This window comes from Victivallaceae bacterium (genome assembly GCA_036659455.1).
GTDB lineage: Bacteria > Chlamydiota > Chlamydiia > Chlamydiales > Chlamydiaceae > JAVXCN01.
Map to the genome: position 1 here is coordinate 199933 of JAVXCN010000002.1, position 19766 is coordinate 219698.

14 protein-coding genes are annotated in these 19766 nt (G+C 37.4%); 6 read left to right on the plus strand and 8 right to left on the minus strand.

The features are described 5' to 3' along the window. Window position 1: 1 nt before the first annotated feature. Entirely contained in the window at window positions 2-5065 is a 5064-nt protein-coding gene (locus RSA43_04925) for an ATP-binding cassette domain-containing protein (GenBank protein ID MEG2496614.1), read from the minus strand. A gap of 271 nt (window positions 5066-5336) precedes the next feature. Here RSA43_04925 and pyk point away from each other — a divergent pair, with 271 nt between their 5' ends. Further along, window positions 5337-6809 (plus strand): pyruvate kinase, encoded by a 1473-nt coding sequence (pyk, locus tag RSA43_04930; GenBank protein MEG2496615.1) that lies wholly within the window; start codon window positions 5337-5339, stop codon window positions 6807-6809. Here the strand turns inward: pyk and RSA43_04935 are convergent. The 3 genes from RSA43_04935 to cdaA all read right to left on the minus strand — a co-directional run bounded on the left by RSA43_04935 (window position 6785) and on the right by cdaA (window position 10664). Then, window positions 6785-8155 (minus strand): hypothetical protein, encoded by a 1371-nt coding sequence (locus RSA43_04935; protein MEG2496616.1) that lies wholly within the window; start codon window positions 8153-8155, stop codon window positions 6785-6787. The genes pyk and RSA43_04935 overlap by 25 nt on opposite strands. Window positions 8156-8616: 461 nt before the next feature. After that, entirely contained in the window at window positions 8617-9882 is a 1266-nt protein-coding gene (locus tag RSA43_04940) for a hypothetical protein (protein ID MEG2496617.1), read from the minus strand. Then, window positions 9879-10664: a diadenylate cyclase CdaA gene (gene cdaA / locus RSA43_04945; protein ID MEG2496618.1), complete on the minus strand. Its 786-nt coding sequence runs from the start codon at window positions 10662-10664 to the stop codon at window positions 9879-9881. Before cdaA ends, RSA43_04940 begins: the two co-directional genes overlap by 4 nt. A 194-nt stretch (window positions 10665-10858) precedes the next feature. On the opposite strand from cdaA, the gene RSA43_04950 reads away from it, so the two are divergent. The 4 genes from RSA43_04950 (at window position 10859) to RSA43_04965 (ending at window position 14883) form a co-directional block, all read left to right on the plus strand. Further along, window positions 10859-12211, plus strand: a complete 1353-nt coding sequence (locus RSA43_04950) for a cytochrome ubiquinol oxidase subunit I (protein MEG2496619.1) — start codon at window positions 10859-10861, stop codon at window positions 12209-12211. Continuing rightward, complete coding sequence (gene cydB, locus RSA43_04955) at window positions 12198-13202, plus strand: cytochrome d ubiquinol oxidase subunit II (GenBank protein MEG2496620.1); 1005 nt, start codon at window positions 12198-12200, stop codon at window positions 13200-13202. Before RSA43_04950 ends, cydB begins: the two co-directional genes overlap by 14 nt. A 45-nt stretch (window positions 13203-13247) precedes the next feature. Further along, window positions 13248-13424 (plus strand): DNA adenine methylase, encoded by a 177-nt coding sequence (locus RSA43_04960; protein ID MEG2496621.1) that lies wholly within the window; start codon window positions 13248-13250, stop codon window positions 13422-13424. Between the two features lie 361 nt (window positions 13425-13785). After that, the gene (locus RSA43_04965) at window positions 13786-14883 is read left to right on the plus strand and encodes an exo-alpha-sialidase (protein ID MEG2496622.1); all 1098 of its coding nucleotides are present in this window, start codon (window positions 13786-13788) and stop codon (window positions 14881-14883) included. Here the strand turns inward: RSA43_04965 and RSA43_04970 are convergent. Together RSA43_04970 and RSA43_04975 are read right to left on the minus strand one after the other, a co-directional pair. Beyond that, window positions 14880-16094 (minus strand): hypothetical protein, encoded by a 1215-nt coding sequence (locus RSA43_04970; GenBank protein ID MEG2496623.1) that lies wholly within the window; start codon window positions 16092-16094, stop codon window positions 14880-14882. The two genes, RSA43_04965 and RSA43_04970, sit on opposite strands and share 4 nt — an antisense overlap. A 165-nt stretch (window positions 16095-16259) precedes the next feature. Then, the gene (locus RSA43_04975) at window positions 16260-17000 is read right to left on the minus strand and encodes a hypothetical protein (GenBank protein MEG2496624.1); all 741 of its coding nucleotides are present in this window, start codon (window positions 16998-17000) and stop codon (window positions 16260-16262) included. A gap of 193 nt (window positions 17001-17193) precedes the next feature. Between RSA43_04975 and RSA43_04980 the strand changes: the two genes are divergently transcribed. Continuing rightward, window positions 17194-18489: a PhoH family protein gene (locus RSA43_04980; protein MEG2496625.1), complete on the plus strand. Its 1296-nt coding sequence runs from the start codon at window positions 17194-17196 to the stop codon at window positions 18487-18489. Window positions 18490-19298: 809 nt separating this feature from the next. On the opposite strand, the gene RSA43_04985 is transcribed toward RSA43_04980, so the two are convergent. Both RSA43_04985 and RSA43_04990 read right to left on the minus strand, forming a co-directional pair. Further along, a complete protein-coding gene (locus RSA43_04985) occupies window positions 19299-19490 on the minus strand; it encodes a hypothetical protein (GenBank protein MEG2496626.1) in 192 nt (63 codons plus the stop codon). Then, window positions 19487-19766, minus strand: a 280-nt coding sequence (locus tag RSA43_04990) for a hypothetical protein (protein ID MEG2496627.1), incomplete at its 5' end; no start/stop codon positions are given. The genes RSA43_04985 and RSA43_04990, both read right to left, overlap by 4 nt.

Here is a 19766-nt window from a genome sequence, read left to right on the forward strand (position 1 = left end):
TTTAGAGATATTTTTTAATAACGGATTCATTTTGTTCGAAAATTTTATCCGTCTCTCCGGAATAAAGTAAAACCCCTGTCTGTTTTTTCGTTTTGAAACCGAGTTCTACTAAAAAGTGGGAAGCTTTTATCATATCTGGGTTATTATCGATAAAAATAACGGAATTACCTTTGGACACCAGATTTCGTAGAGTTGCCGTTAAAATGAAAACGTCTTTTTCATCCAGTTCTGATGAAATTCCGTCTAATAAATATAGGCATTGCTTTCCGTGATATTTATTGAGAAATTGAACGATTTGTAATTTTCTGTATTCTCCGAAGGAAAGTTCGCAAAGATTTTTTCCCAGGTATAAATCGTTTAAACGGAATAGTGATATTAACTTGAAAAGTTCTCTAAATTCGGAGTCGAAAGACAGTAATTTACCGATTATCTCTAAAGAAGTTGTTAGCATTTCTCCGAAGTGTCTGTTTTTATAACGAACTTCTTGAATGATTGGATTGAGCCCAAATCCGTCGCACTCCCGGCATATGGAACGTGAGGAGACAATACCTTCAATATCGAATGTTTGATAACCCTTGCCTTGACAAACGGAACATTGTCCTTCCTTCGACCGAGGATTGAAATAATCCTCGGAGAGGCAAAGTCTTTTAGCATTGGGAAGCATTGAAAAGAATTTTTTTAATTTTGGTGTAAGCCTCAAATAGGCTCCTACATCGGATTTTTGAGAAATCATGTGTTTTTGAGGTTGAAATTCAACAATTTCTTCAAAAAGTTCCATGTCTTTAATAACTTCTGCTTGAGGTCGTATGCCTTCGAATACAAGTGTGGATTTTCCGGAACCTGATATTCCGCTGATGCTGACCAAAGATTGTAAAGGAACGGAGAGGGAGATGTTTTTTAAATTGTTTTTCGTAAAATTTTGAAGAATAAGGTTTTGAACCTTACCTTGCGATCGTTCGAAAGAGGACGTTCGGATTATCTTGTTTTTTATCGAACTTATAGAGGGCATTAGGTACCCTCCGTTGGCGCCTCCTTCCGGTCCGAAGCAAAGTTTATTATCTGCTTGAAGGAGAAGTTGCTTGTTGTTTCCGGAAATGATAATCGTATTGTTTTTGTTTTTTAGATCTTCCAGGACATCGAATAAAACTTTTTGTTCCTCAGGGTGAAAATAGGATAAAGGATCTTCCATGAGATAAATAATACCGGTCAGATTATTGATTATTTTGTTTCCGAAACGCAATTTATACGACTCACCGTCACTTAAGGTTTTTACATGCCGTTTCGGTTGTAAATAACCCATTCCGAAACTTTGAATAATATTCAAGCGTTTTGACAGCTGGCGTTCAATGTCTTCCAGTTCCCGTTTTAAGTCGGAATCGACATCATTCGAATCGGAGATATTTTCGGTAATAAATAATCGGAGTTCATCTACCGACATATTCATAAGTTCGATAATTGTTTTTTGAAACACGCGAATATTTCGGACAAAAGGATTCAACCCACTACCATCACAGAAATTGCAAATTGTTTTACTCATGATGGATCGTAATTCCTTACGTATAGTTGCGGGAGAACGGTTAGCCAGCACGCTTAAGGAATAAGAAAATCCTTTCCAGTCAAGTTTTTGATTATCGTATGAGAGAGAGGGTCCGTTTCCGTATAAAAAGTAGTTGAGATGTTTATCACTCAATTGATTGAGGGGTTTATCTATAGAAATTCCTTGAAAAGTTTCTTGCATGAGAATCTCGGGAAAGAAAGGACTGAAATATTTTAGTATCTGTCTGATTGTGAGCGAGTCGTTTTTTAAAAGATCCGGTTTATAACCGTATCCGCTTCCCAAACATTCGGTGCAATGAGATTTGTAATTATCCGGTGAAAATAATGAAGGTATTATAGGCGGATATTTTTTACCGGTAGATGGTGCAACATAACCCATGAAGAACGTATGTTTTCGGGAAGTGCCATGGATCAAGATACGCTCAGGATTGATCGATAAAGCTTCTTGTATTGCTTTTATTACTCGAGATCGTTTTTTGACTTTAAAATGATCGATTATAACGGCTACTTTATCCGAATTTTTGAATTCAAAAGTGATTTCTTCAGCGACAATTATAGAATCGTTGATTAGAAATTTTATGAATCCTTTTCGTATACATTCTTTTACCTTTTCAAAGGAAATGGGGGCTGCGACGGTAATCAGTGAATCTTTTTGTTCGCGGAATAATAAATCGATGATGTGTTCTTCCGTTACGTTAACGATTCGTTCGCCGGTAGCGGGACAATAACCGACTCCGAGCATTACAAAAAGTTTGTGAAAATAGAAATCTATCCCGGTTAAGGAAGCTAACGTATTTTCCGAGTTTTGATGTTTATTTCGTTTTTTGACGGCTATGACGGGTAAGAGATTGGTGATCTTAGACACGCAAGGATCGTCATCGTCATAAAATGAAGATCGTATTTTTAGGGGTAGGGTTTGCGCATAAAAACGCATACCTTGGGCGTATAACGTTCCCATAAGAAAAGAATGTTTCCCCGAAGCGCAAGGGCCTGAAACTACGGTTATCTTATTTCGGGGAACGGAAAGGTTTATATGCTTGAGGTTGTTTTTGTGTGCATTGAGGAGCGTTATATTATCGGAAACGCTTATATTGTGTTTGGAGTACTTTTTGATTTGAGGCATCGTATCGGAAAATACTTTTTTGAGAGATTGTCCCGTAGGAGAAGCAATTTTTATAATTTCTTCCGGAGTTCCGGAATCGATAACGCGACCGCCTCGAGAGCCTCTTCCCGGCCCCATATCGATAATTAAATCGGCCGTTTTTACCAAATGCATATTGTGTTCGATAATGATTACGGTATGATCGATCAGCAATTGATTGACGATCTTAACGAGATTTTGAATGTCATAAAGATGGAGGCCTATCGTCGGCTCGTCAAGGATGTATAGAGTATGTTGTTGTTTCGGAGTCAATAACTCCGAAGCCAACTTAAGTCTTTGGACTTCACCTCCGGAGAGTGTATTTAATGATCTTCCCAATTCCAGATAATCCAGTCCAACCGTGCACAGTTGAGAAATTTTGTCCTGAATAGAAGATTGGTTTGAAAAAAAATTCATAGCTTCGGAAACGGTCATTTTAAGTACTTCTCCGATATTTTTTCCCTGAAACCGAATAGTTAAAATTTCGTCTGAAAATCTTAGACCTTTACAATAGTTACAGATAATCGACAATTCTTCCGTACCAAAATCGGATTTGTTTATGCCTAACCCTAAACAAACAGGACAAGCTCCTTCTTTTAAGTTGAAACTAAAGTAAGCGGGTGAATAACCGAATTTTTCGGAAAGCGGAAGCGAGGCGAATAAGTGTCTGATATTATCGAATGCTTTAATAAAAGTTACGAGAGTCGATCTGACGTTTTGATTAGAAAATCGGCAATCTATATTGACGACGCGTCTAATATCTTCGGGAACCTCGATTGAATCAAAACGATTCATCATTTCTTTTCGTTTTTTTAAGACGTTTTCCACACCGGGGACTAGTGTGTCATTAATAAGGGAAGATTTTCCGGATCCGGATATCCCTGTAACAACGGTTAAGGATTTTAAAGGAATTTTGAGGTTAACGTTTTGCAGGTTATGAGTTTTGGCTCCTTTCAAAATGATATACCGATCGGAAATTCTCCTATTTTTGGGTATAAGGATTTCATTTTCTTTTCTTAAAAATTTGGCTGTTACGGAGTCTGAGATTCGTAAGAATTCTTTGACGGAACCGTTAAAAGTAATTCTTCCTCCGGAGTTTCCGGATCCGGGTCCCATGTCTATAATTCTATCTGCAGAAAGGATAATATCATTGTCGTGTTCTACGACAATGACGGTGTTTCCTTCATGTTTTAATGCTAGGATTGTCTTAATCAATCCCAAGGTATCTTTGGGATGAAGTCCTGTTGAAGGTTCGTCGAGTACATAGATTAGTCCAGTGGAACCCGTCCCGATTGCTGAGGCAAGATTTATTCTTTGCGTTTCTCCTTTCGAAAGAGTATCGGTACTTTGACGACAACTTAAATAATCGAGTCCGAGCTCGATCAGGTAGTGTATTCTTTTTAAAAGAGATTCCTTAACGGCTACTACAACTGGCTCTTCATTCGTTTCAAAGACGGTTTTTTTCAAAAATTCTTTTAATTCAAGAAAGGTGAGATCGGATAATTCAGGGAAAGTTTTTCCGAATAACCGTGCTTCAAGCAGAAAATTTTTTCTTTGAGAGGGGTGATTTTCGGATGCCATATATTGGATATCATCGAATGGAGATAAAAATTTTTGAAGAAAATATAATTCTTCGTCGTCGGCGATTATATTAACGCGGCTGTTTCCCTTTTTAAGTCCTCGAAGTATAGAGGATTTGATGTCTGAAGCATTACTCAGAGATATTTTGAGGGAATCGACTAAAATTTCTATCACGATTTCTTCTTCCGCAATATCTTCGGCTGCTATCTTATCGATTTCAAGATAAACGCCTTGAAATTTTCCGATTAGAAATCCTTGTTTTCCTAGATTTTTCAAGCTGTCTACAATGTCTTTTTTAAGGATTTTAAGGGGGAATAAGATCTTAAGTTCGGTTCCTTGCGGAAAAGAGAGTACTTTCTGCATGATATGTTCACGATTACGAATGAGAATCGAATGTTTCGATTTCGGATCATAAAAGGTCGCTGCATGCGTATATAAAAGTTTCAGCAGAGAATCGATTCCGGAAATAGTGCCCACCGTAGAATCCTTAGGATACACGATAGATTGTTGACTCAAAGCAATGGTAGGAGGTAGACCTTCAATACTTTCCACTTCTCCGCGCAAAATATTTTTAAAATATGCTTTAAGTCGGGAAGATACCGATGCAAGATAGTTAAGCCTACCTTCATTGTAGATTGTATTAAACGCAAGAGAGGATTTTCCGGATCCGGATATTCCGGTGAGAACAATGAATTCGCCGGAAAAAAACTCCAGATCGAGATTTTTTAAATTACGATTATTTATTTTTTTTAAAGTTATGGAGTGATTATGAATAGAATTGACCATAACTTGGTTATAAAAATATTACCGAATAATCCGATATGTTACCTTATTTAAGAGATTTTATTGTTATTTATTAAAATTGAAATGATTTTCTTTCTTAAGATACGGAAAATCTTTGAAGATAAATGATTTTTATTTCCATTGATTTCTCTCCGATTATAAGTTATCTTATCTCGAGTGTGTCTCTCTCGGTGATGCAGTTTATCCGACTTTTTACGAATATAAAGTCGGATTATAACGGATCTTTATTACTTTGAACTATCGAATGAAAAATATGCTTACTCATACCAAGATCATTTGTACCCTAGGTCCGAAGACCTCTTCCAAGGAAAAAATAGAAGAATTGACGGATGCCGGAATGAATGTTGCCAGATTGAATTTCAGTCATGGAACTCATGAAGAACATGCTCGGATTATTCGACTTTTAAAAGAGGTTCGACAAGAAAAAGATATTCCTTTAGCCATTATGTTGGATAATAAAGGACCCGAAGTTCGTTTAGGTAAAATCGAAGATAACGGATTTTTTGTTAAAAAAGGACAAAGAATTTTTTTGATTGATGATGAGGATCATATAGGGACCAAAGAAGCAGTTGCTTTAAAACCTAAGGAATTATTTTCCGTTTTGGAAAAAGGTGCTGAGCTTCTTATGGACGACGGCTATATCAGTGCCGTAGTAACGGATATTGTTTCTGCTTCAAAAGTCGAAATCGAATTCACAAACGATGGATTTCTCGGATCGTCAAAATCGGTCAGCGTCTCTAATGTTGAGGTGCCTTTGCCTTTCTTAACCGAGGTGGATTTCAATGATATACGCTTCGGCTGTGAGCAAGGTATTGATGTGATAGCCGCTTCTTTTGTCAGATATGCTGAAGATATTTTGGAATTAAGGAAATTTTTGAATGATTGCGGAAAAGGATATCTTCCTATTATTGCCAAAATTGAAAATCGATTAGGAGTAAAAAATTTCAATAAGATAGCAGATGTTTCCGAAGGAATCATGATTGCCAGAGGAGATTTAGGTATTGAATTACCTGTGGTTCAAGTACCTCGTTTGCAGAAGATGATGGCGGATGTTTCCCGTAAAAAAGGAAAAATTTGTATTACGGCTACTCAAATGTTGGAATCCATGATTAATAATCCGTTGCCGACTAGAGCTGAGGTTTCCGACATTGCCAATGCTATTTATGACGGAACTTCCGCAGTCATGTTATCCGGAGAGACAGCTTCCGGAAACTATCCTATTGAAGCTGTAAAAATTATGAAAGCCGTGATTATAGACACGGAAATATCGCTGACCCATCAGGACTTTTTTGATACTGACGTGGTTGATTTCGGATTACCGCTTTCTCCTGCTCTAGCTGCTTTGGGTCCTTCATGTATGCGTATTGCTAAAGCGGGACAAGCAAAAGCCATAATCGTGTATACGACCGAAGGGGTGTCTCCTGTCTTTTTATCTAAATATCGTCCCGAAATACCCATAATTGCCGTTACGTCTAAAGACAGCGTTTATAGAGGTCTTGCTTTATGTTGGGGAGTATTTCCTATGTTATCGAAAAGTAGTGATAGAGCGATTTGGAGAAAAGAAGCTTGTGAATACGCGCTTGAGAAAGGTCTTTTAAATTTATACGATGAAATTTTGGTTTTAAGTCGTAGTGCTTCTTCCGAAGGTACTAATACCGTAGCTATAACTGCCGTAATGGATATTTTAGGAAAAAAAATTCCTCAGCAGCTTGATGAGCGAGCATAATTTTTTGTCTCTTTTTTGGGTTGTAGCGGTTTCAAAAAGGTTTTTCTTAAGATATCATCATGTTGGAGATGACATTCTTTTTTAATGAATTTGTTTTTTTTGAAGATTTTTAAACTGCCGGTTTTTTTATAGAACTTGCGCAATTTTCGGGAATCAATGAAATCAAAGACCATTTGAAATTTGTTAGGGATCGTTTTTATTTGTTCGATTCCGTCGTAAATAATCTTAGTTATTGTTGTGGGCAAAGGAACGGTGGTTGTTTTAGCTATGGCTACCGAAATATCGGCTCCTTGATATAAAAGACAAAGATCTTGCGTTAGAGATAAGAGAGTATCGGAAACGGCTTCCGGTAGTAAAATCAGGATAAAGCTGTAATGGTAGGCTTTAAGAATCTTAGGATTCAGTTTCTGTTTCCATCGTTTATGGAACCACATCCATTGTTCCGGGGCTTCTTGAACGCCTTTTTCCAAATGGGCGAGTAAAGAGTCCATGATGCGAACGATTTCTTCTTTAATTTCGGATTTTTTATTGGCAAATATCGGCGGAGTTAAGGTGATTTCATGATATTTCTCATATCGTTTTAAAGAAACTCCGAAAACGGGACACGACGTCTTGTAAGCGAGAAGAGCGGGAGAGGTCGTTGTCCAAGCCTTGTATCCCATAAAAGGGTAGGAATAATCCGATCTCAAAAAAGCTTGATCTCCGACTATGCCAATGAATTTTCCTTTTTCTAAAGCGGAAATGCTTTTGGAAATACCGTTTCCAGGAGAGATTATAGAGCCTTTACGCGTTTCTCTTAATTTAGTTAAATAATTTTGTATTTTAGAATTTTTAACTGTTTTGGCTAAAGCTATTCCTGCATATTTACCGGTAATGAACAGAAACGGCATTTCCCAATTTGCTTGATGTCCGCAAAAAAAAATGACGCCTTTCCTTGAATCGAGAAGCTCAAATAATTCTTTAAGTTGTTGATTGTTAATAATATGTTTGTTATTTTCGTCGGTTCGGATTTTAATTTTAAGATCGATATCTCGTACTGTTTTATTAACGGTAATAATTTCCAAGAGAGTGATTGCCATATGTTTGAGGGATTTTTTCGCAATCGCGATTTTTTCTTTTCGCGTTTTTTCATTACCGTAGATAAGATTGAGATTTAAATGTGCTGTTTTTCTTAATGCAGGTATGAAAAAATACAGTAATATTCCTAATTGATTTCCTATATATCGAATAACCTTATCGGGGAAACATTCAAGAACCGTTTTCATAAATACAATCGATAAAAACGTTGGCAGTTCTTTGAGTTGATTTACGTAATTTTTAATAAGTCGAAGTTGATTTAAAAGCATTGAAGACTCTCTTCGGATTGTTTTTTATTTGAAGTTAGAGTTTGTTTTTTCTAACTATTATTTATTTCGAATTGAATGGTTGTGGATATCTGTTGTTTAAATTTAAAGCAAGATATGGCTGAGCAAAAGGAAATGAGCATAATAAAAAATAAAATACCCAGTACGAAATAATACTGATCCATCGAGAGCATATTCATGCAAGGAATTTGTTTAATAAGGATCAAAGCCATCGTTATCATCGTCGCTAAAGCAACCAAGAAAAAAAACTGCGCAACAAATTCGTTCCGGTTTTTTGTCTTAGATGATGATCATCACTATAACAACAAACGATCCTTTCTAAAAAGCCTGTCGAAGTGTTGCAAATCTTTTTACAACACATAAAACGACTACCTTAATAAAGGTGGAACGAAAATTTTAATAATCCGCTAAAAAAAAATCAAAGATTTAATAAAACGAATATTTTATCGCCTTTCCGGTTGAAAATGTGTTTCGTTTTTTCCTTCCGTAAGGGTGATACTGACTTTATGGCCTCGAATAATCGCTCGGAGATTCAAGGGAGTTCCGTTTTCGTTGAATACGGTTAATCTCCTTAGATATTCTCTGAATCGATGACGAATTAATTGTTCATCTATGGGTCTTTCAGATGCTACACGGCTTTCTTGTTCGGCTACGGCTTCAACAAAAGCATTTTCCAAAGCTTTTTCGTCCATAAATTCCACGGCCCATTCCAATTGAGATAGCTCTTCGGATGGTGACATGACTATTGCAATGGCCAAATTGTTTTTGACGACGTCAAGAAAAAGACGACTGACGTCCTTAACGAACAAAGGAGTGTTTAATTGATAAATCCCTTTGTTGATATAAACTGGAGGATTCGGTTCTAAGTAAAAAGTTTGAGGATTAAGAAGCTCACTGTATTTAATCGGAAAAAATAGAATGATAGGGAGTTTTATGCCGATAGGCATAAATTCTTGTTTTAGGAACAATAATCTCAGAAACTCGGCTTGAGGATCGTTAAAATTTTGTAAAGACACGTCTTCAAACGGAATGGCTACTTTTTTCCATCCGTCGGGAACTTTAAAGAAAATTTCGTCTCTATGATCTTGTTTTTCATAAGCATGGTCAAGTTCTTCCGATGAGATCTTATTAAGATTGAACGTCACTTCAAGACCACGTTCTTGAAGTGCTTTTACCGATTCTTCGGGACCGCTGACTTTTTGTTTCAGAAATTTAGGCCATACATCAAGATATTGGTACCCTTTGGGAGGAGCTCCAATCGGAGCAGATATCGTTAGAGGGATTTCTTCCGTGACTAATCTTGTTAAATTAATGACGATATCATCCGCTACGATTTGATGAAGTTGGTTTTTTAAGTCTAAATCGGGGTTAAGACTAATCAGATGTCTTTTATCGATACTGGCTATCCAGCTTTGATCATGACTGGAAGTATTAATGACGATTTCGAGATCCGAAGAACGAAGATCTGCAATAAACGATTTATTGCCGGTTACGGTCAAAAGTACCCTTTGCTTTAATAAACCGTTAGGTAAAAGTCCTATAACCGTCTGATCAGGTAAAAGGTTGATTATTCTTACCGGAACGTTACCGATGCTTCTGGTGTCCGTAATAGTTTGATTAACTAAAAACCAAATGATAATCGCAAACCCCAAAGAAATGATTTTTTGTAGCCAATTTTTAAGAAAAAAATGTTTGATGAATGCTTTCACGTTGAATAAAACCATGATCTAAAGGATTTGGAATTAGTCGTTTCCGATACGAAAACACTTTTTAAAATAGCTTTGAAACGATCTATTTTAATTCCTCTCGTTAAAATACCGTCTCTTGATACGGAAACTTTTCCGTTTTCTTCGGAAACTACGATAACAACTACATCGCTTTTTTGACTGGCTCCCAAAGCGGCCCTATGTCTTGTTCCCATAGTCTTGGATAATTGGGATGCGTCTTGTGATAACGGAAGAATGACTCCGGCATAAGATACCGTCGTTCCGTGAATGATTACCGCTCCATCATGTAGAGGTGAAGTAGGCTGGAAAATGGCTTCAAGTAGCTCAGGAGAAAAATTGGCATCGATAAAAACGGCCGACGTCGAATATTCCTCAAGCAAGTGTTTGTTTTCGAGGACTATCAAAGCCCCGATCTGTTTCTCGGACATGTGATAAACGCAGAGGGCCAGATTATCTATAAATTTTTCATGATCCTGAATCATATATTTTCTGCTCTTAAATCTGACTTTCGATAAAGCCAACCTGATCTCCGGTTGGAAAATAATAAACACCGCGATTGCCGCTATATTTACTATGTAAAGCATGAGCTTTCTGATAACGGGAAGATCGAATTTAGTAGCTAAGAAAAACAGAAAAAGGAAAGATAGGAACCCCAATACGACATCCATCGCTCTTGTGCCCCATAACAACTCGACGAGGTAGTTGAATACGGTCCAAATAATGAGTATCTCAAAAATAGGTACCAGAAAATAGAGGAAGTCCATTTTTTTCCGAAAGTTTTCATTTACAAGGATTTCAAACCACGAATTTAATTAAACCCAGTTCTACCTCCCTAAATTACCACAAGGGGGGATTATAGAATAATTTTGCGTTCATGGCAAAATGAATTTTAGTATTGCTTTACTTTATATTTAATCCTAAATTTAGGCTGTTTTTAAAGTGAAATTATCGGATCGTAATGGACGTATCTTTATTGTCACGTATTCAATTTGCTTTATGCATTTCTTTCCATTATCTGTTCGTGCCTTTAAGTTTGGGGATCGGTTTATTAATTGCTTTTTTTGAAGGCGCATTATTCAAAACCAAAAATGTCGTCTATGAAGTCATCAGCATTTTTTTGACAAAAATTTTTGCTTTAGTTTTTGTTTTTGGCGTTGTGACTGGTATGGTTCAGATTTTTGCTTTCGGAACGAATTGGTCTAATTTTACTAGATTTACGGGTAATATTTTTGGGTCTTTGCTAGGAGCCGAAGGAATTTTTGCTTTTTTTCTCGAATCCGTTTTTATGGGAATTCTTTTATTTGCCAGACGCAATCTTTCGCAAGGGTGGATTTTTTTTTCGGCCGTTATGGTAGCCGTAGGGGCTCACATGAGTGCTTTTTGGATTGTAGCAGCCAATTCTTGGATGCAAACTCCTGCAGGATATGCTTTGGTTGAAGATCGCGGCATTACTCAGGTCTTAATGACCGATTTTTGGCGTGTCGTTAATAATTTTTCCACGTGGGATCGATTTATTCATGTCGTATTGGGGTGTTGGATATCAGGAGGATTTTTTTTAATCAGTCTGGGAGCGTATTACTCTTTAAAGAGAAAATATCCGGATATTGTGCGTAAATTGTTGAAAATAGGACTTATATTCACGGCCATTTGTCTTATTTTACAACTTTGGTCCGGTGATCGTTCCGCGCAAGGTGTTGCTAAAAATCAACCGATTAAACTAGCGGCTTTTGAAGGAATATACAAAACGACGTCGTATACCCCGCTTTGGGTTTTCGGTATTCCGAACGATAAAACCGAAACGGTTAAAGGTTTGCCTATCCCCGGTGGATTATCGTTACTTATTCATCGTAATTTCAAGCAACCGGTTATCGGATTAGATCAATTCGATCCCTCGTTAAGACCGAACATTCCATTAGTATTTCAGGCTTATCATCTTATGGTTGCGCTTTGGGGTGTCATGGTATTAACCGTAATTGTAGGAATGCGAGTATTGAAGAAATCTTGTTCCCGGTGGATTTTGTATTGGTTAATCTGGTCTTCATTGCTCCCTGCCTTATGTAATCAAGTAGGATGGTATGCAGCTGAAATGGGAAGACAACCGTGGGTGGTTCAAGGACTATTAAAAACCGTCGATGCTTTGTCCCCCATCATATATCGTGGTCAAGTGATTCAATCCTTGATTATGTTTTCAATCGTTTTTATTTTGCTTTTGGTTCTCTTCATATATTTGTTATTAACGAAAATTGCTAAAGGTCCTTATTGGATGCCTCAAGAAAAATCGGTATCTGGAGAAAACAATGACGGTTTCTAATCCTGCAGCCGTTATTTGGTATGCCGTTTTATTCATTTCGATTGCGGCTTATCTTCTGGGAGACGGTTTTGATCTGGGAACGGGATTGTTGTATTCATTCATTAAAAAAGAAGAAAATAAACGGTTAACCTTAAGAGCAATCAGTCCTTTTTGGGACGGAAATGAAGTATGGTTGATTATCATTTTCGGAGGACTTTTAGCTGGTTTTCCTAATGTTTACGGATTGATACTTTCCATTTTCTATACTCCGATATGGGAGTTGGTTCTCGGATTGATTTTTAGGGGAATCGCCATAGAAGTGCGCAATCATTCGGCACGATTCGCGTGGCGATTGATTTGGGATTTGCTTTTTTCTTTTTCAAGCCTATTAATCACCTTCATATTGGGAACTTTATTGGGTAATTTAATGGCCGGCATTTCTCTAAATATTTCATCTACCCATACTTTTTTTAGAGCTTATCCGTCTTTGATAGGATTGCTTAGCGTATTTGTTTGTGCATTGCAAGGAGGGACGTATCTTTGTATGAAAGCAGAACATTTATACAATTCGCTTAGACAACCTATCAGAATTTCTTTAGTTTGTTTCGGCTCCCTTTACATCATAAGTTTTTTTTCGGCATTTATTTATTTACCGGAGATTTTTTTGAATTTTTTTAATTTTCCTTTGTTATTCGTTTTTCCGTTACTAAACATAATTTTATATGTTATGCTTGTCCGTTCTTTTTTTAAAAATGCTTATGGTAAAGCATTTCTTTACTCATGTCTGAATATTTGCTGTTTAACCGTAACTGTCGGTTGTTTGATTTTTCCTTATCTTTTGCGTTTTACCGACGGAATGGAAAGTTTGACTTTGTTCAATTCTGCGGTTGATGCCAAAACTTTGAATGTTCTTTTAATCATGCTCGCTATCGGATTGCCTTTCGTTATCGGTTATAATATTTTTATTTATCGATTGTTTCGTAATAAAATTACCGATTCCGAACATTACTAGATCTCACGTTAAAAATTTATGGGTAAATCGGTTAACGATAACAATATGAACTTTAGTTTTTCCGACGTCGTAGATCACTCCACTCCTATACCGTCTCCTGTTCCTTTTCTCAAGTGGGTGGGCGGTAAAAGTCGGATTTTAGAGACCATTATCAAATATTTACCGAAACGATTCGAAAGTTATTACGCACCTTTTTTGGGAGGGGGTAGGCTTTTATTTTGATCCACACTTATTATCAAGTGGTTAAAGGGTGTTTTTCCGGTTATACGAAGGATGGGTTCACGGAAAAAGATCAGATACGATTAAAAGATTTCGCTTTACAATCGGGGCGTTTATGTAATGTTATCCGACTCCGATACGCCGTTTACAAGAGCATTATAGAAACAATCGCCTTTTATCGTTCGTTTCGTCCAAGCTCCCGGAAGAATTAATTGCAGTCCTCAAGGAAGAGGTAGTGTTTCTGAATTATTGATCACGACCTATAACTAGTCGGTTATTTTTTTCTTTTTAAAAAAAATATTTTCCTTCAATAGGAAGATCGTTTAACTTCCTCATCCTTTGTTCTGATTGGAGGAAATAAAACATGTCTTTATATAGATTTTTACCGGTTTTTTTGATTTTAAGTATTTTCTCGTTTAAAAGCGTTTACGCAGTTGATAATTTATTCGAGAACGAAAGCTATATTTCTTGTCCGGAAATGAACGCCGACAAGGCTACCATTGTTGATTTCGGAGGGATTCTTTGGTGTGTTTGGGAAGGTTCATCTTCGGTTAATAAAAAAGAAAACTCTTTATGGATGAGTCGTTACATTGATGAAAGATGGACGAAACCTCTCGAATTTGTTACCGGAGATTTTTGTAATCCGAATTTGTGCCGTATTACCTTGAAAGAGATTCTATTATTTTACACCGATAATAAGGATATGTCGAAAGTATATTGTTTACGTACTATTAACGGAGGAAAAACTTGGCTATCTCCTAGGTTGTTACCGGCAGGAATTATCGGTCCTCAGAGGGGGACTCCTTTTTTTGATAAGAAAACGGGAACTTTGTTGATTCCTACTTCAAATAGCTCCGGAAAATCCGAAGATGTCGATAAAAATACCTCTTGTTGGATTGAAGTCTGTGATTCCGGGGTTAAGAAATGGTATAATCGTTACGGTCCTATTATTAGCGAAACATCCGTTTTCGGACCTTCCGAACCTTCGATTATTCTTAATTCGCGTGGAAAATTTAAAATGTTCTGCCGAAACAGATCTCGTTCCTATTTGGAAAACGATGCCTTTATTTTATATGCAGAATCTGCTGATAAGGGAAGAACTTGGGGGGCATTCGAAAATTTAATTTTTCCTAATCCGGATTCCGGCATTTACGCATTACAGATGAATTCTTTGGTAGTAGTCATCGGTAATTATTCATTTGATAAAAAAAAGAATATGGCTTGTTTAATTTCGCAAGATTATGCGGATAACTGGAGCAGACCTATTCTCATAGATGCTGACGAATCCGAAAATCCTGCAGCGGTTTTTGAAGGGGAGGAATATTTGCATATCGTATATACCGTACGAGCCGATGGATATAAAAGAATCAAATACAAAAAGGCGAAAATAACCAATCTTCTATTTTCGCCTATGAATGGTTTGGAAGAAGAAATGAAAAAAGTACTTCCTGTTCGGTATTAGTTTTCTTCAACGGAATGAATAAAATAAGCAGGGAAAGCAAAGAAATGGTTGTTACGAGGAACGGCAACCATTTTTACATTTTTCCCGCTCCATTTGCTCAAGTCTTCGTTAGTGCTGTAGAGGAAAGCAGTTGTATGGCCTTTCTCATTTTTGACTATGAATTCTCCTGGAGCATTCGCTACGACGTAGGAATATCTTTCAATCGTTCCCTTTAAGACACACCCTTTAGCTTCCAACTCACGTTCATAAAACTTTTCGATCGAAGTTTCCGAAATACTTAACCCTTGAACTGCTGTCCAAAGCTCAAAAAGATTATTTTCTTGCATCTCATGAGTCTTTATTGTCTCTGAATCAAGTCGTTGTTGTTTCCGTCTGATATGTTTGGATAAATTCGATTCGGATGTAGGTCTTTCTTTCAGCAAGGATTCGTTTATTGAGGTAGCTATTGATTTTTCTTCTTCTTTTTTTCTTAAATAAGACGTTTGGATATCGTTCAATACTTGTTCGATACGATCGGAAATTCCTGGAATATCGACAAATTCGGCTCCCTTAGCTAAACTGATTTTGTGATAAATAGTTTCCAGATTGATTTGCTCTAAAGGTTTGTCCAACTCGGTGAGGGAAAAAGAAACCGCTTTGTCGATGAGATCCATAGCGATGTTTTTTTGTTTTTCAATCCGGTCGTAAAGTTCTATGGAACCTTTATGTTCGATATAGTCTTTCGATACATAGAATTTGCATTCCTCAGGAAGACGGATTTCTATCCATTTACCGCAAGGTGTTAAGGCTTTTTCCTTGATTGTCGTCCCTTTGTTCAATTTGGTAAGTATGGGTGAAGAAATATCGGGAAACAGTCTGATATTGACTTTTTCTCCGTCAACTGAGCTATTTGACGTAAAGGCTTTAAAAATATAGCCGGAGACGATGTCATGGGGTTTCACGATGTAAAAATCACCGGTTTCTCCGATTACGGAAAGAAATTCTCCTTGAGGAAGTTCACGAACTATGAATCCGTTGGTATGAGGGGAGATTCTCAATCGGACTTTGTCTTTTTTTACCATTCCCGTAAAAGCGACGAATCCGTTTTCTTTTTCGTCTTTTATTTGAGAAAGCGTCGATTTGCCATTCGATATGGCTGAAAACCCTTGATTTGTTACTAAAAACGTCGCGGCTCCAAAAGTCAAGAGAAGAAGTTTCGACATATTTCGCATAAACACTCCTAAAATTAATTGAACCCCTGATAGGCAGACGTTCCGAACACTGAATGAAAACAATGAACTACCCTGAACAGGATTATATGTGGCATAACGAAAAAGTCAAATAACTTATCCGAATCAGGAATCGGTTTTTTTTAAAATTCCTAATGATCAATTCAATCAATTATATAAGACGGTTTTGATGTGCTCGCAATGGAGATTACCGCAGGTACATCCTACAGGATTCCCCAGATATACGTTATATTGTTCTTTCCGATCTAGGGGATTGGTGACCGTATAAAGTTGTTCACCACTTTGAATAATGTCCCAATCGCGAAAAGAAAGATCTTCTTCCGTAACGACTTCTTCATTTTCCGATTCATGGGTAATTCTTGCGATTTGACAATGTAAACAATTACAATGAGGTTCCGGTTTAAGAAGCAATTTCAAATCACTTCCCATGATTGTTTTAATGAATCCGATCATTTTTTCGATGGCTTCCCTCGGCATAGTCGGACAGTCTTTTTGTTCGGGAATGTGTTGGAGAAGTGCTTCTATGCTTTCTCCGCCGAATAATAAAGTCGGGGAAACGGTTTTTGTAGACAAAAGTTGCAAATCCACGGATTTCGTTACTTGTTGTATTAGAGAAGAAATAAATTTGAATTTGTCTTCGTCTTTCAGTTCTAAGAGTTCTTTGTTTTGATTTTGCTCCAGATAGCGTAAATGCTCATAAAAAGCAATATCGATAACAGGTTTGTCGAGGTTCGGAATACGGATAACCTTTCCGTCGTTTAAATGAAGCAATAACGAATGACTTTTATTGACCGGATCTTCTTCGGTCTGGATAAACGCTACTTGGGTCCATCGAGCAGATACGTAAGGAGAAATACATATCAGGTGCTCGTTGATTTTAATTTTCATGACGGCCTCGTTCTTATTAGGAAATTTTTAACCTGTCCTATCCTAAACATTTTATAGGACCTTAATTTTTTTTCAAACATTTTAGCATTTCATTAAATCAACTGCTATTTTTTGTAAACCCATCGAAAAAGAATAATATTAGACATAAAATTTTATTACTATTTAAAGTTGGTTTTTTGCTTGCGAGTGACATATGACAGAGAAAACCGTTGTCGTCGATACCAGCGTTTTCATTTATGATCCACAAGCTTTGGATTCTTTTTCCGAGAATAAGATCGTTTTACCGCTCGCCGTTTTAGAAGAATTGGAATCTCTGAGTAAATTTCGTGATGAATCTGCTAAAAATTCGGCGCGAGCTCTTGCCAATATTAAGGTTGTCTTAGGAGAAACAAGGGGAATAGTCAATGAATTCGTTAAATTGAAAAACGGAGCCTCATTTAAGGTAGCGGTTTTACCTCATCGAGAAGGCGAGCAAAAAAATTATAGGATGACCATTCTTGATCTACTGAAAAATATCCTTCAGGAAGATTCTTCATTCATGTTCATGACGAAAAGTTTAACGAGACGCGTTCGAGCCGAAGCGATGGGAATCGAGACTATGGATTATGAGAATCAAAATTTTTCCTTTAAATCTTTGTATAAAGGTTTTCGTAAAATCGAAGTCGGAAAGGAATCGATCGATACTTTTTATAAGGATCGGACGATGGTTGTCCCTCCGAATTTAAATCCGATATCCAATGAATATTTTTCGATGGAAGCCGGTGAACGAGATTTTGCTCTAGGACGTTACGACTCATCTATCGGAAAAATAGTCGGTTTATTACCTTTATCGAAATCGGTGTGGGGAATAGAACCGTTAAATTTGGAACAAAAATTTGCGCTTGATCTGTTGTTGAGGGATGAAATCAAATTAGTTTCTTTAATGGGGCAAGCCGGAACTGGAAAAACCGTTTTGGCTCTCGCTGCGGCTATGAAAAAGGTATTCGGAGATCGCATCTATCATCGTATTTTAATCAGTCGTCCCATCGTTCCTTTAGGTAAAGACATAGGATTTTTGCCGGGCGTTAAAGAAGAAAAATTGATGCATTGGATGCAACCCATTTATGATAATTTGGAATTTATATTCGGCTTGAACGGTTTTAATGATTTCGGAGAAACGTTTAAGGATCTGATAGAGAATAAAAAGATAGAGATGGAGGCTTTGACTTATATTCGAGGCCGTTCTTTACCTAATATCGTTATAATTATCGATGAAGCTCAGAATTTGACTCCTCATGAATTGAAAACGATAGTTTCTCGAGCCGGTAAGGGAACAAAAATAATACTTACGGGAGATCCCACACAGATAGACAGTCCCTATTTTGATGAAAATTCCAATGGCTTGACATATTTAGTCGGTAAATTTCGTAATCTGCCCTTATATGGTCATATGTTTATGGAAAAGACCGAAAGATCGGATCTAGCTGCTGCCGCTGCCCATTATCTCTGACGGCCATAAAGAAGATTTTGGAAAAACTTCTCTCGAAAAATTTAAGGTGTTCGTAAATCACTCGTTGTTTCAATCTTTCTCTTGAAATATTTCAAATTATTTGCACTCCCCGTTGACTCTTTTTCCGCTATAATGGGTTTAAACTAACGGCGTTTCTATTGAAAGTTGAGGACTGGTCCATCAAAGATGGAGGGTATAGCTAAGTAATTGCTGTATGCTTTTTCGCTACCCTGTATGGTGCCGAGAATTTTCGTGGAAAACTTACGCAAAAAAGAATACCTATAAAATTGAGAATTTTCAAAAGCTTTTGAAAGGCGATTTTGGCGTATGGGAAGAAGTTCGAAATGTGTGGGTGTAGACTTCTGGTTTATCCCTTTTGTCTACACGTTGAGGGAGAAAAATGCGAGGAGCTGTTTTTCTACGCTTGTCGTGATTCCCGAATTCGATATGAAATTCTTTAACCGGATTATATCAGATTATATCAGACGATATTGTAAACCCCTACACTATTCCTATGGCTCGTTTTTAAATAAACCGATCATTTCCGTCATGAATTGAAAAGCCTTAGTGATGTTAAGGATTCCGGCGAACGCTATTAACCCATTCAAGAAGATAACCTCAAGCCGATTAATTTTTTAGGGGAGGAACGTCTTCCATAAATCCGTAGGAATATTGAGCATAACCGTCGTTATTACCCGTTTCGGCGAAGATTTCCAGAGCGGTTCCGTAGGCGATTAGATATCCCAATTCCGGACGTATGGCCAGCGGCCCTTCGGTTAACTCCTCCGGAGCCCTCCTTCCCTTAAACGTCAGCTCGTAATCCTTATTGGAATGGGACGTAAGGTCAACTTATTTTCCGTAAGAACCCCGTCAGGGTGGGCAAATTTCAAGACGCCGAATTTAGCTTTTATAGGTTCGTCTACCTTAGGAGGAGTAAAGAACGAGACCGTTTCGGAAACGACACTCTCCGGATCTAAAGAAAAAGTGAAAAGTGTTGTCACGCCATCCCCCTTCCCCACTTCCTTTTCCGTGAACTGGGGGGGTAGACTAAATTGAATTGAGAAAAGGAAACAAGCCGGCGTAAAATCGTTCCGTCTGAAAAGTAGGCACCCGAAGGCTCCAACATATCAGGAGGAATTTCAACTTCCTCCTGCCCTTTGCTTATTAAAAGAGTCTTCACGTTTTCCTGCTCCCAAACCTTAATTTCCGAATTGAAAACGATCATCCAATAGCGATTCATGAGACGCATCAAATCTTCATCTCCGATCTGATTTTGT

Excerpts from the sequence above, each read along its gene's own strand:
- RSA43_04925 (MEG2496614.1), bottom strand. The coding sequence starts at position 5,065 with ATGGTCAATTCTATTCATAATCACTCCATAACTTTAAAAAAAATAAAT.
- RSA43_04950 (MEG2496619.1), top strand. The coding sequence starts at position 10,859 with ATGGACGTATCTTTATTGTCACGTATTCAATTTGCTTTATGCATTTCT.
- RSA43_04960 (MEG2496621.1), top strand. The coding sequence starts at position 13,248 with ATGAACTTTAGTTTTTCCGACGTCGTAGATCACTCCACTCCTATACCG.
- RSA43_04965 (MEG2496622.1), top strand. The coding sequence starts at position 13,786 with ATGTCTTTATATAGATTTTTACCGGTTTTTTTGATTTTAAGTATTTTC.
- cydB (MEG2496620.1), top strand. The coding sequence starts at position 12,198 with ATGACGGTTTCTAATCCTGCAGCCGTTATTTGGTATGCCGTTTTATTC.
- RSA43_04970 (MEG2496623.1), bottom strand. The coding sequence starts at position 16,094 with ATGCGAAATATGTCGAAACTTCTTCTCTTGACTTTTGGAGCCGCGACG.
- RSA43_04935 (MEG2496616.1), bottom strand. The coding sequence starts at position 8,155 with ATGCTTTTAAATCAACTTCGACTTATTAAAAATTACGTAAATCAACTC.
- RSA43_04980 (MEG2496625.1), top strand. The coding sequence starts at position 17,194 with ATGACAGAGAAAACCGTTGTCGTCGATACCAGCGTTTTCATTTATGAT.
- cdaA (MEG2496618.1), bottom strand. The coding sequence starts at position 10,664 with ATGGACTTCCTCTATTTTCTGGTACCTATTTTTGAGATACTCATTATT.
- pyk (MEG2496615.1), top strand. The coding sequence starts at position 5,337 with ATGCTTACTCATACCAAGATCATTTGTACCCTAGGTCCGAAGACCTCT.
- RSA43_04975 (MEG2496624.1), bottom strand. The coding sequence starts at position 17,000 with ATGAAAATTAAAATCAACGAGCACCTGATATGTATTTCTCCTTACGTA.